This is a genomic window from Arthrobacter sp. TE26545, from assembly GCF_056279005.1.
This window is the reverse complement of the sequence record NZ_JBWBQM010000001.1, coordinates 1158157-1171056: the sequence shown is the minus strand read 5'-3', so window position 1 is coordinate 1171056 and position 12900 is coordinate 1158157. Positions and strand designations below refer to the sequence as shown.

Here is a 12900-nt window from a genome sequence, read left to right as displayed (position 1 = left end):
GGGGCCGTCAGACGTTGGCGCGCTGCTGCGGGGCAGCGACGTCGTTCAGGACGCGCTGGAGCACGGCCTCGGCAGTGGCGCCGGAGAACTCCGCCTCGGGGTCCATGACGAAGCGGTGGGTCCAGACAACCCCGGCCAGTTCCTTGATGTCATCCGGAAGGACGTAGTTGCGTCCCTGCCCGGCCGCCCAGACCCTTGCCGCACGCACCATGGCCAGGGCACCACGGACCGAAACGCCAAGCCGCGTCTCCGGGGCGTTGCGGGTCTCCTCGCACAGGCGCGAAATGTACTCCAGCACGGCCGAATCGATGTGCGTGGTGGCCGCGAGGTCCGCCATGTCCGCCACCGCCTGGGTGGTGATGATCGGGCTGAGGTCGCGCGAACGGTCCTTCAGGTTGCTTCCGCCCAGCAACTGCACGGTGGATGCGTGGTCCGGGTAGCCGATGGAGGTCTTGATGAGGAAGCGGTCCAGCTGGGCTTCGGGCAGGCGGTAGGTGCCGGCCTGTTCGATCGGGTTCTGGGTGGCGAGCACCATGAACGGGCGGCCCGCCTCGTAGGTGGTGCCGTCCACGGTCACCCGGGATTCCTCCATGACTTCCAGGAGCGCGGACTGGGTCTTCGGCGAGGCTCTGTTGATTTCGTCGGCCAGCACGATGTTGCTGAAGATCGGGCCCTTATGGAACTCGAACTTCTGGGTCTTCTGATCGTAGATGGTCACGCCGGTGACGTCCGAAGGCAGCAGGTCCGGGGTGAATTGGATGCGGTTGTGGGACCCCTGGACCGTGGCCGCGAGGGCCCGGGCAAGGGAGGTCTTGCCTGTGCCGGGGGCGTCTTCGAAGAGGACGTGGCCCTCGGCGAGCATGGCCGTGAATGTCAGGCGGATGACATGGGACTTGCCCAGCACGGCCTGGCCGACGTTCGCAACCAGCTTCTCAAAGGTGTCCGCAAACCAGGCCGCCTGTTCGCTTGTCATTGTCATGTCGTGGGTCCTTCGTTAGGTGTAGTCCGGACGGCTGGTGTGGAGGCCCCGGCCGGGGGATTCAAGTTCGGTGTACAGGTTCAGGGAACCCGGTGCCGGATTGCGCCGGCACCGGGCTTGCGGATCAGCAGGGTCGGCTGCCGGACACAAAGTGCACGGTATCTGCCCGGACCCAGCGGCCGTCGAGGTTCTTTCCCGAAGCGGAGGGACCGCTGATGCGGTACCAGCCGCTGCCGCCCCAGGGGCTGCCGCAGCGGTCCACCGGGGTTCCGCCGTCGGTGGTGCTCAGCCACGGTGACGGTGCCCCGGGCCCGCCCGGGCTGGCGACGCCATAGCAGCGCTTCGGGGTGCCGCCGTCGTAGCCGTTGCCGCCCGGGACTTCCGTGCAGCTGTTATAGGTGCCGTCATTGTTGATTGCCACGCGGTTCGGCGGCGGGGGCGGGGTCGGGTCGTTGCCGGTGGTCGCATTGGCACTGCCGATGGCGCCGTTCACTACGGTCACGGCCCTGACCTTCAGGTTGTGGGTCTGGTCCCAGCCGCCACCGCCACGGTCGTAACGGTTGGCCGTACCCACGTTGATCCATCCGCCGTCGTCATAGCTGACTTCGAAATGGCTCAAGGGGCGCCCGTTCATGTTCGGGTTGTTCCAGGTCCAGTGCACCTCGCCGTCTCCCGTAGCCGACTTGCCGCCGTTCACGTTCGGGGCATCCGGGGCGCCGTAGGGGTTGCCGCTGCCGATGGCCTTGGCATCGCCGGAAATGTTGGCCTTGATGGACCGGGCAACAATGGTGACCGTGACGTCGGTGCCGTTCGGCTGGCCACCGATCACGCCGCCACCTGCGGGAATGGGCCCGGAACCGTAGGCGGTCCGCCAGCTGTATTCGATCTCGCTCTCCTGCGAGCCGTTGCGCTGCGCAGCGGTCAGCGGGGTGAAGGTCAGCCGCAGCTCACCGCTGCTGCCGGTGGGCGCCACCGTGCCGCTGTTCACGGTTCCGGGCTTGCCCGCCGCACGGGTGGGAGCAGAAGGCTGGCTCGTGCCGCCGGTACCCGCCTTGTTCGTCGCGGAAACCGTGAAGGTGTAGTTCGCCTCGGAGTTGTCCACCACCACGTTCTGGGCTGTGGTTCCCACCTTCTGGGAGGCAACCACGGCGCCGCCGCGCAGGGTGGTCAGGGTGTAGGCCGACACCGCGTCGCCGTTGTTGTCCGGAGCGGTCCAGGTCACCCTCAGCTGGCTCTGGCTGCCGACCGGCTGGGCGCTGGCCACGGTGGGAGCAGTCGGCGTCGCCGGAACCCCCGCCGGTACCTCAGCGGCGGAGTACGGACTCCATTCGGAAGGATCCTTGGCGTCATTGCGGGCCAGGACGCGCACCTTGTAGGAGACGCCGTTCGTCAGGCCCTTCCACACATAGGTGGTGGAGGTCAGGTTCTGGATCTGCGGGTTCTGGCCGGCCGGTGCCGGCGAGATCTCCAGGTCGTAGGATTTGATCGGCGAACCTTTGCTGGCCGGCGCGGTCCAGGTGACCGTGAGCTGCTCGTCGCCGAACTTCAGGCCCGGCGCCAACGGGGTGTCCGGTTTGACGTCGGGCCGCACCTCGGCCGACGCGGGTGACGGGTCCGACTCATCGATCGCGTTGGTGGCCGTCACCGTGAAGTGGTACTTGACGTTGTTGGTCAGGCCATTGAGCGTGCAGGTGTTGGCCGGGCAGTCCTGCTGGAATCCGCCCTCGCCCCTCACTGTGTACTTTGTGATGGGCGAACCCCGGTCGGCCGGCGCCGTCCACGTCAGCAGGGCCGTCTCGTCCCCCACGCTCTGTGCCTGGGGGGTGGAGGGCGGCATCGGTTTGTCCTTCACGCTCAGCCGGATGCGTGCCGTGGCCTGGCGGGAGGGGTCGCCGGTCTTGTCGGCCACCGTGTAGGCGACGATCATCGACCCGGTGAACCCCGTGGACGGGGTGACCGTGACCGAATCTCCGTTCGCCACGGCCGAACCCTGCCCCGTCTCCGTGACAGCGTTGACGATCTTCAACGGGGTGTCGGGGAACGGGTTGGAGTCATTGGCCAGCACCTTCACCGTCACCGGCTTGCCGGCGGCCGCGTCGGGCTCGACGTCGTCGCTCGCCACCGGCTTGGGGCGGTTGGACGCGGTCACGGCGAGCTTGTAGGTAGCCGTCGCTTCCAGGCCGCGGGGGTCCTTGGCCTTGACCTGGACGCTTCCCGCGACGCCGGGCTTCGCGTCCCCGTTGGCCCCGACGCGGAGGGTCCTGCCGTCGATCCGGGCGTCAAAGCCTACCGGGCTGTTGCCGACAACCTCGTACTTCATGTTCTCCGCGTCCTCACCGTCCGGATCGCTCGTGAGGCGGCCCAGTTCGATGCTCGCGGAGTCGTTCTGGGGCACCTCGAGGGAACTGCCGAGCAGGGTCGGAGCGTGGTTGCGGTTAGGGTCCGGGAGCACCTTGGTGCGGATGCTCAGTGTTGCCTTCTGCCCGTTCGGATCATCCGGGCCGGTCCCGTCGGTGGCTTCGAAGGTGATGGAGCCGGGGCCCACATAGTCCTTGCCCGCGGAGTACTTGATGGCGGTGCCGCCGTTGGCGATCGGGTCGCTGCCGTCCGCGCCGATGAGCTTGATGCGGTCAGCCTGAGTCAGGAGCGGGCTACGGCCGTCGCGGACCTTCACCCATTCGTTGAGGTTGACCGTGACGGACTGGCCTGCGATGACCTCGATGACTTCGTCCTTGGCGAGGGTCGGAACCTGCTGGCCGATGCCCGGTACCCAGATGATGGCGGTTGACTTCTGCCCGTCCACGTCCTCCACGGTGTAGGGCACCAGTTGCGGACCATCGGTGAGCTGGACCAGCACATTGCCGTCGTTGCCAGGCTTGGCGGTTTCGACGGCCGTGGCGATCTTCAGGTTCTCGCCGACGCCGTCGGGGTCCTCGTCGTTCTTCAGGACCGGCACGTCCACGGCTTTCTTGCCCATGGTCTGGGCCGAGGTCACGCGGTCGTCGCGCGCGATCGGTGCCAGCAGCGGGATCTCGGCCTTGACGTTGACCCGGATGGTGGCGCCGGCCGTGGCTCCACGCTCGTCGACAACCGTGTACCGGATGTTGACGATTCCTTCCTTGCCCGGCGCGGTCAGGATGATACGGCCGCTGTTCTTGCTGACGCTGGCCTGCAGCGCCGGATCGGCTTCGATGCCGTCGGCCTTGATGGCGATCCGGTCGCCGTCGGGATCGGAGTCGTTCGCGAGGGCGTCGACGGCGATCTGGCGGCCCGGGCGCACGGAGACGGTGTCGTCCACAGGGGCAGGCTTCTGGTTGTCTTCGCCCTGCGGGGCGATGCCGACCGTGACCGTCCCGGAGTTGACGGCGCCCTGGCGGTCGATCACCTTGTAGCGGAAGGTGTCGGTGCCTGCGCCGTCGCCGGCGGCCACGAAGTCGATGAAGCTGCTGCCCACCGTCGCGGTGCCCATGCCGGGGGTGCTGTCGATGCCGGTCAGCTGTACGGAGTCGCCGTCGGGATCGATACCGTCCAGCGGAACCGGGATGCGGACCGTGCCGCCGGCCACCACGCGGGCGGTCAGGTTCTGCGGCTGCGGGCGCGAGTTCTGCGTGCCTTCCAAGGGCAGGATGTGGATGGTCACCGCGGCGGCGCTCTTCTGGCCCTGCGGGTCCACCGCGTTGTAGATGGCACGCACCGTCTTGGGCACGGAACCGGCGATGAACCGCAACTTATCCTCGGAAATGAAGGTCTTGCCGTCGGCCTCCGGGACGGTCTGCGCCAGGACCGGGTCCACGTGCAGTTTCTCGCCCTGCGGGTGGGTGTCGTTGGCCAGGACCGCGACGGTGACGACGTCGTTGACGCGCACGTTCACCTCGTCCGGTTTCGGCTGCGGAGCTTCGACGACGGCGGGCGCCGGCACCGGCACCACGGAGACCGTGCCGCTCGCGGACTTGTGCCCGTTGGAAATCGTGTAGCGGAAGATGACCGGCTGCTGGGTGCCTAGCACGTCGGTGACCCGCAGGACGCTGTGGTCGATGACGCTGACAGACACCGAAGTGTTCTCCGGCAGGGTCACGGACTGCAGCACGAGGACCCCTCCGGAGGGGTCGGAGTCGTTGGCCAGGGGGTCCACCAGGACGTTGCCGCCCACCGGGAGCAATGCGACGTCGTGCACGGCCACCGGGTTGCCCGCGTCCTTGCCGGACTCGACGTCAACCCGGATCAGGCCCTGGGTGCTTTGCGGACCGTTACTGGCGATGTACGTCAAGTACACCGGACCGGGCGTGTTGCTGCGGAAGGTGAAGGTGCCGCCGTCGGTCACGGGGCCGAGTTCTGCGGGGCCAGCCGCCTCGACATGGGCCAGGCGCAGCGCGCCGCCATTGGGGTCGACGTCGTTCTTCAGCGGGGCGATCACCAGATCCTGCCCGACGACGGCGGTCACGTGGTCCGCGTTGACTACCGGCTGCAGTGCTCCCGGCGGCCGGACGTTGATGACCACCCGGCCGGTGGCCGTGGCGCGGCCGTCCCAGACCGAGACGGTGACGTTCTTCTTGCCGGCGGTGGCGCCGGAGTCCTGGTAGGTGAGCAGGCCGTCGCGGCGGATCTTGACTTGGTCCTGCGGGTTGTCGGCCTTGGCGTCCATCAGGACGAGGTCGTCGCCGTCGGGGTCCATCCAGTCGGTGAGGATGTTCTGGCTGACGGACTTGCCCTGTTCCACGAGCAGCGTCGTGGGGCTGGCGCGCTTGAAGACCGGCGGCTTGTTCTCGTCCGGCCCCACCACGTGCAGAGTGATCTTGCCCCCGGCGGACAGGCCGCGGCCGTCGGCCGCGTTGTAGTCGATGACCTCGGTGCCGGGTTTCGCGTCGGAGGGAACGGATATCTGGAAGGCCGAGCCGCCGTAGATGCTTTCGATGGCCCCGGACTTGGGCGCGTTGCCGCCGATCGAGGCGGTGAGCACGTCGCCGTCGGGGTCGGAGTCGTTGTCCAGCACGCTCATGACGGTGGTCCTGCCCGGGCGGGCGCCGATCTCGTCCGGCTTCGTTTCCGGCGGACGGTTCGGCTTGGTCCGGTCCGGCAGCACGTTGATGGTGTTCTCGTCCGCGGAATCCTCGTCCTGGTCATCGGACTGGTTCTTCGGCGGGATGACGTCGTCCCAGTTGTTGACCAGCTGCATGTTCTGATTGACCATCCAGACATTGCCGGAGTTCACGTCGTTGAGGACCACGAGGTCGCGGTTGACCCGGAACACGTAGCTCGGGGAACCGCTGGCCTTGGGGACGTCGGCGGTCTTGTCGTCGGCGTCGGACGTGCAGTCGCGGACGTACTTGTTGGCACCGGCCCAGGCCGAGTGCGTGCAGCCGGCCACCTGCACGGGGGCGGCGGGCACACCCTGGCCGCCGAAGTTCACGACGGCGGCGGTGGATCCGTCAAGCGGCTGCTTGATGAGCGCCTTCGGGGTGGCAATGGCCACGTAGCTGCTGGCTTCGCCGCTCTGCTGGAGCTTGGCTTCGCGGGAGTCCTGGAGCTGGAGCTTGCGCCCGCCCGGCAGGAACAGGTTTCCGCGGGCGGCGTCCAGGACCACCGGCTTGTCGCCGACCACGGCAAGCTGGAGGTCACCGGCGCCCTTGAGTTCATCGATCCTGGTGGTTTCGGAGTTCTGCCGTTCGCCGTTGGCGTCCACAGAGGTGACGGTGACTTCACCCTTCTGCGGGTCCGCCGTGTAGATCCGGTTGTCCTGCCCGACGGCGGAGACCGCGCCGGAGGAGGCCAGCAGCACCGGCTGGGTGCCCTCTTCGTCGAAGCTGTTGATCGTGGACGGTGAGAGGGCCCAGACCCGGCCCTTGACGGGATCGGTAACGGAAAGCACCTGGGTACCGAAGCTGACCTTCGAAGAGGACGGCAGCTGCTTGTCCCCGCCGAGCCGCAGGTTCGCCGCGGAGACCTGGTTGACGGTGGATCCGGTGCTGTCGTCGACGAAGACGTCGCTGGAATTCTGCAGCACGTCGAAGGTGGTGCTGGCCGGTGTGACCGCGCCGTCGAGCACCCGGGAGGGATAGTTCAGGCGGCCCACGGCGTTCTTGGTCTTGCTGACCACCCACACGCCGCCGTCGTTCAGTTCGAGTTCCGCGGTCTTGAACCCCGGGTACAGCACAGCGCCGGTCACCAGCAGCGCAACTGCTGCGGTGAATCCGGTGGTGGCGATGAACTTGTTTCGGCGTTTCCTAAGCCCCAGCTTGCCGAATAAAGACGTCACAGATTCAATTCCCTTGCATCACGGCCGCCCCCAGGCGGCCTCGAACCTCACGGCCTCCGACCGGTGATCATGCGATTCCGCCGTACCCCCATACGGCGGCGGAATTTGTCCATACGACTATCGCATGGGCGTCCCCCGGTTACCAAGGGGAGCAGATAGCACCGGCGCTCCAGAATAATCAAGGACTCACGGACGCCGCGATGGGGAAAGGTACCCATCCGAAGGCCCGCGAAACAGCGCCCTATGAAGAACAGGGAGGCCGCCGGAAAGTAAGTCTATCAACTGGCGGAACTGCGGTTTGGCCACGGGGCAGGCGGGGCGGAGCCTGCTCAGTCCAGGACAAGCCCCTTGCCCTGGCCCGGAGACAGCAGGACCGGGGTGATTTCGCCGAAACCGCGCACGTTCTCCGTGGCCTGCGGGTCCAGGACGAAACGATCGTCCTGGCCGAGGGCAGCAGCGGTGGTCTGGTCTACCAGGACGGTGCCGGGTTCGGCCAGGGCCGTCAGGCGCGCTGCGAGGTTGACCGTCGGCCCGTAGATATCGCCGAGCCGGGACAGGATGCGGCCCCATACCATCGCCACGCGCGCCTGGGGCAGGATCTCGTCCTCACTGAATGCGCGGGCCAGCGCAAGGGAGATTTCGGCGCCGGCGGCCGGAGTTTCGGCGATGTAGAGCACTTCGTCGCCGACGGTCTTGACGAGCCGTCCGCCGCCGATGGAAATGATCTCCGCGCACTTGTTCTCGAAGCGCTGGACCAGCTGGGCCAGGGTCTTTTCGTTCATCCGGCGCGACAGGCTGGTGTAGGACACGAGGTCGGCGAAGCCCACGGCACGCGCCAACGGCAGCGGAGCGTCGTCCTCGTCCCCTTCGCGGCCGGCCTCACTGGCACGCAGCCCGGCCTCGGCCCGCACGGCCAGGCGCTGCACGCCGGCGTTCATTTGCCGGCGCCAGGAATAGACCAGGATCTCTTCCATGGCGTCCAGGAGGTTGGGCAGTTCGCTTACCAACTGCTTGCGGGCAACGGCGTCCGGGATGCCCTGCTGCACCACCATGTCTTCGATCAATGCTTCGACCTGCCAGACCACCATGCGGTCCGTCATCTGCCCGATCGCACGGGTCACTGAGATGGCCGCTTCTTCGGTGAGCTTGCCGGCACGCACCAGGTCCAGGATGGTGGACAGCGCGGTGAGGTCCTGCTCGGTGAAGGCGACGTCCTCGTCCCCGAAGTTGGGGAAGCCGAGGGCGCGCCAAAGCTTGCGGGCAGACAGAACGGAGACCCCGGCCGCAGCGGCGACTTCGCGACGGCGGAGCTTGCGTTCGCCTCCAAGGAGCCTGGTCTCAAGTACTTTCATAGCGATACGTTCGGCGGACATCACTCCAGTGGGCGGAGAAACCTGCGGGTCCGGCGTCACGGGGAGCGGCCTGGTGATCGGCTCGTCAAGGGAAGGTTCCGGCAAGGAATCGCTGCCGTCCTCCGGGTCCCGGGGCTGTTCACCACTCATCTTGTCCACCTTCTCTCCTTGCCCATGTGTTTCCACTGTCATTCACCGATACCGGCGGCAGGCCGTCTATGGCCTCGAGGATGAAGTTCCGGAACCGCGCGGCCTCCGGAACATCGGGCATCAGGGTTCCTCCCGGCTGCCCGGTATCCAAGGATATATTCCCCGAGCGCAATGTCCGCTGGATCAGGGTCTGCCTGAGACCGACGTTACGCACTGCCGCGAGCGAAAGCTGCCAGTCCCGGCGCCGAAGCATTCCGAATCGGGCAATTATCCGGCGGCTCGTGAGGATGTACTGCACGGCCAGCCACTCAAGGTACTTCGGCAGGCAGTAGCCAAGGAGAACCAGGACTGCGAGGAATACGCACGCGAGCACCAGCCAGAGTGTCCAATCCGAGCCGGTCATCACGGGCATCAGTTTGGCCGGCCCGCCTTTGACGATCCAGGCGCAGGCATACGCGGCGAGCGCCGGGGTGAGGATGAATGCTGCCGCCGGGAAGAGGAGGCGGCGCCCCTGTTGCCGGGTCACCACGATCACTTGCTCACCCGGCAGGAGCTGTTTACGCATATCCGCCATCGGTGGGTCGCAGATGCACCACGTCCCCGGCCGTCACTACATGTTCACGGCCGCCGTGGTCCACCACCAGGAGGGAACCGTACTCGTCCAGGCGGGAGGCGTGGCCCACCAGTTCGTGGTCGCCGGGAAGCTGCGCCCGGACTTCGCGGCCCAGCGTCACCAGCACCGCCTCCACCCGCTTATGCAGCGACGGCCCGCCGGCCAGTCCCGCGGAGGGATCGCCGTCGGCGTTGCAGAAGCTGCGGTAGAGCGCCGCGAAACGGGACAGGTAGTTCTGCAGGATGGCGGTGCGGTCCAGGGTGGTCGAGCCCTCCACGAGGAGGGAGGTGGCGGTGGGAACCGGCAGCTCGTCCTCGGCGAGGCTGACGTTCAGGCCGGTGCCGAGCACGACCGCAGGAACCGTGCCGTCGCCCATCGGTCCCAGCTGGGCCAGGATTCCGGAGATCTTCCGGCCGCGGACCAGGACGTCGTTGGGCCACTTGATCTCCGCGGGCAGGCCGCAGTTTTCGAGCAGGGTCTCACGCAGGGCGAGGGCGGCGAGTAGCGACAGCCAGGAGTAGCTCTGGGTAGGCACGGGCAGGCCCTGGGCGTTGACGGGCCGCAGCACGATCGACACAGATACGGCCGAGTGGTCGGGCGCTTCCCAGTGCCGCTCCAGGCGTCCCCGTCCCGCGGTCTGGTATTCGGCTGTCAGCACGGACATGTCCGGCCATTCCTTGGGTTCCACGGTGACCGCCCGCAGGAGGTCGGCGTTGGTGGAGCCGGTGGACTCCACGACCTCCAGGCGGGAAATGCCAGTGCTTGAGAGGAAGTCCCCGTTGAGCAGCGCGTCCTTATCGAGATTTGCCCGTTCCATACTCTGAATCCTAACGATCCCGGCGGTCGCGGACGTAGCCCTTGCGCCTACAGGAAAATGTCGGGCACGAGCTGTTCCTCCGGGGCCCCGAGGCTGTAGGGCCGGAAGTCGCTGACGCCGGCCGCGCGCAGGACCTGCTCATCGGTGTAGAAGTTCCCGCTCAATGGTCCTGCGGCGCCGACTCCCCCGCTGAGAATGGCGTGGGCGGCATCGGCCATGATCTCCGGACCGCGGGCAGCCTGCACGATGCGGTCGCCGCCGGGCATGTTCCGGATGGCGGCCGTGTCAATGAGGGTGCAGGGCCAGAGCGAGTTGACCAGCACGCCGTCGTCCTTAAGCTCCTCGGCGAGACCCAGGGTGGTGAGGCTCATCCCGTACTTGGCCATCGTGTAGGCCAGGTGCCTGCCAGCCCATTTGGGGTCCAGGTTCAGTGGCGGAGACAGTGTAAGGATTTGCCCGTGCGCGGATTCGCGCAGTGCGGGCAGCGCCAGCTTGGAGAGCAGGAAGGTGCCCCGGACGTTGATGTCCTGCATGAGGTCGTAGCGTTTCATGTCGACGGCGTCCGTCCGGGACAGGTCGATGGCCGAGGCATTGTTGACGACGGCGTCGATCCCGCCGAAGCGCTCGACGGCGGCGGCCACCGCGGCGGCGACGTCCTCGTCGTTGCGCACGTCCCCCACCAGGGCGAGGGCCTGCCCGCCGGCGGCCTCCAGTTGGGCGGCAGCGGTGTACACAGTGCCTTCCAGTTTGGGGTGGGGTTCGCCGGTCTTGGCCATGAGCACGATGTTCGCGCCGTCGCTGGCGGCGCGGAGCGCTATGGCCAGGCCGATTCCCCGGCTGCCGCCGGACATCAGGAGGGTGCGGCCCTTGAGGGTGCCCGTCGCCCGGTAGGGGCTGGCGGCACGTGCTGAAGCATCGTTGCTTGAGGTCATGGGGACACTGTAGCCGATCAAAGTTACTCGCGGGTAACATTGGTGGATGCTCGACTTGAAGACGGAAAATTGTAGGGTTTCTACAGCAGTATCCGGGTTTTGCGTCACTAGACTAGCCAGCAGGGCCCGCATTTTGTACGGATGCTACTTAAGAACGCATGCCCAGCAATGCAGTGCCAGCGTAAACAGCTACAGAGCCGGAGACACTTGATGAGCCACGATCTGACCACGACGGCGGGAAAGATTGCCGATTTCCGCGACCGCCAGGCCCGTGCGGAACAGCCCTCCGGCCCCGAGGCCATCGAAAAGCAGCACGCCCGCGGCAAGAACACGGCCCGCGAACGCATCGACCTGCTCCTGGATGAAGGCTCCTTCGTCGAGTTCGACTCCCTCGCCGTCCACCGCTCCACGGCATTCGGCATGGAGAAGAAGAAGCCCCTCGGCGACGGCGTCGTTTCCGGCTACGGCACCGTCGACGGCCGCTTGGTGGCCATCTACAGCCAGGAATTCAGCGTGTACGGCGGCTCCCTCAGCCAGGTCAACGGCGAGAAGATCGTCAAGGTCCAGGAGTTTGCGCTCCGCAACGGCTGCCCGATGATCGGCATCAACGACGGCGGCGGCGCCCGCATCCAGGAGGGCGTGGCTTCCCTGGCGATGTTCGCGGACATCTTCCGCAACAACGTCCACTCCTCCGGCGTCGTACCGCAGATCTCCCTGATCATGGGACCCTGCGCCGGCGGTGCCGCCTACTCCCCCGCCCTCACCGACTACGTGGTGATGGTGGACAAGACCTCCCACATGTTCATCACCGGCCCGGACGTCATCAAGACCGTCACCGGCGAGGACGTGGACATGGAAACCCTCGGCGGCGCGCGCCAGCACAACGCCACCACCGGCACCTCCACCTACCTGGCCAGCGACGAAGCCGACGCCATCGAATTCGTCCGCGAACTGCTGGACTTCCTGCCCTCCAACAACCTCTCCGAAGCCCCCGTGCTGGAGCACGAGCAGGAACTGGAGATCGACGGCGACGACCTCGCCCTGGACACGCTCATCCCGGATTCGGCCAACCAGCCCTATGACATGCGCAAGGTCATCGAGCAGATCGTGGACGACGCCCACTTCCTGGAGATGCAGTCGCTCTACGCCCCGAACGTCATGATCGGCTACGGCCGCATCGAAGGGCACACCGTGGGCATCGTGGCCAACCAGCCCATGCAGTTCGCCGGCACCCTGGACATCGCGGCCTCTGAAAAGGCGGCGCGCTTCGTCCGCCACTGCGACGCCTTCAACATCCCCATCATCACCCTGGTGGACGTCCCCGGCTTCCTGCCCGGCAAGGACCAGGAATTCCAGGGCATCATCCGCCGCGGCGCCAAGCTGCTCTACGCCTACGCCGAGGCCACCGTCCCGAAGCTGACCGTCATCACCCGCAAGGCCTACGGCGGCGCGTACATCGTGATGGGTTCCAAGAAGCTCGGCGCGGACCTCAACCTTGCCTGGCCCACCGCCCAGATCGGCGTCATGGGGGCACAGGGCGCCGTCAACATCCTCTACCGCCGCGACCTCGCCGCGGTTGCCGAAACCGGCGGCGACGTCGAGGCGCGGCGCGCGGAGATCATCCAGCAGTACGAAGAGGAACTCCTCAACCCGTACCAGGCCGCGGAACTCGGCTATGTGGACGCCGTCATTGCGCCGTCCGACACCCGCGTCCAGATCATCAAGGGCCTGCGCGCCTTGCGGGACAAGCGCGCCAGCCTGCCCAGCAAGAAGCACGGGAACATCCCGCTGTGAGCCCGGCTTC

Annotated in this window: 7 protein-coding genes; 1 reads left to right on the top strand and 6 read right to left on the bottom strand. The window is 66.9% G+C overall.

Going from position 1 to position 12900, the window contains the following annotated elements; genetic code table 11:
* Positions 1–7 precede the first annotated feature (7 nt).
* From ACZ9CK_RS05145 to ACZ9CK_RS05120, 6 genes are all read right to left on the bottom strand, one after another.
* A complete protein-coding gene (locus ACZ9CK_RS05145) occupies positions 8–979 on the bottom strand; it encodes an AAA family ATPase (protein ID WP_426302668.1) in 972 nt (323 codons plus the stop codon).
* A gap of 124 nt (positions 980–1103) precedes the next feature.
* Positions 1104–7232, bottom strand: a complete 6129-nt coding sequence (locus tag ACZ9CK_RS05140; protein WP_476049423.1) for an Ig-like domain-containing protein — start codon at positions 7230–7232, stop codon at positions 1104–1106.
* 329 nt (positions 7233–7561) lie between these two features.
* Positions 7562–8734, bottom strand: a complete 1173-nt coding sequence (locus tag ACZ9CK_RS05135; protein WP_426303411.1) for an adenylate/guanylate cyclase domain-containing protein — start codon at positions 8732–8734, stop codon at positions 7562–7564.
* A complete protein-coding gene (locus tag ACZ9CK_RS05130; RefSeq protein WP_476049422.1) occupies positions 8724–9299 on the bottom strand; it encodes a PH domain-containing protein in 576 nt (191 codons plus the stop codon). The genes ACZ9CK_RS05135 and ACZ9CK_RS05130 overlap by 11 nt, the downstream gene beginning before the upstream one ends.
* Positions 9292–10164, bottom strand: coding sequence for a biotin--[acetyl-CoA-carboxylase] ligase (locus ACZ9CK_RS05125; RefSeq protein WP_426302665.1), 873 nt, complete (start codon positions 10162–10164; stop codon positions 9292–9294). The genes ACZ9CK_RS05130 and ACZ9CK_RS05125 overlap by 8 nt, the downstream gene beginning before the upstream one ends.
* Positions 10165–10211: 47 nt before the next feature.
* Entirely contained in the window at positions 10212–11096 is an 885-nt protein-coding gene (locus ACZ9CK_RS05120) for an SDR family oxidoreductase (RefSeq protein WP_426302664.1), read from the bottom strand.
* A gap of 210 nt (positions 11097–11306) precedes the next feature.
* Here ACZ9CK_RS05120 and ACZ9CK_RS05115 point away from each other — a divergent pair, with 210 nt between their 5' ends.
* Positions 11307–12890: an acyl-CoA carboxylase subunit beta gene (locus ACZ9CK_RS05115; RefSeq protein WP_426302663.1), complete on the top strand. Its 1584-nt coding sequence runs from the start codon at positions 11307–11309 to the stop codon at positions 12888–12890.
* Positions 12891–12900: the final 10 nt, after the last annotated feature.

What these genes read in the sequence shown, in the direction of transcription:
- ACZ9CK_RS05135 (WP_426303411.1), bottom strand. Translation starts at nt 8,734, where the DNA reads ATGAGTGGTGAACAGCCCCGGGACCCGGAGGACGGCAGCGATTCCTTG.
- ACZ9CK_RS05115 (WP_426302663.1), top strand. Translation starts at nt 11,307, where the DNA reads ATGAGCCACGATCTGACCACGACGGCGGGAAAGATTGCCGATTTCCGC.
- ACZ9CK_RS05145 (WP_426302668.1), bottom strand. Translation starts at nt 979, where the DNA reads ATGACAATGACAAGCGAACAGGCGGCCTGGTTTGCGGACACCTTTGAG.
- ACZ9CK_RS05120 (WP_426302664.1), bottom strand. Translation starts at nt 11,096, where the DNA reads ATGACCTCAAGCAACGATGCTTCAGCACGTGCCGCCAGCCCCTACCGG.
- ACZ9CK_RS05125 (WP_426302665.1), bottom strand. Translation starts at nt 10,164, where the DNA reads ATGGAACGGGCAAATCTCGATAAGGACGCGCTGCTCAACGGGGACTTC.
- ACZ9CK_RS05130 (WP_476049422.1), bottom strand. Translation starts at nt 9,299, where the DNA reads ATGCGTAAACAGCTCCTGCCGGGTGAGCAAGTGATCGTGGTGACCCGG.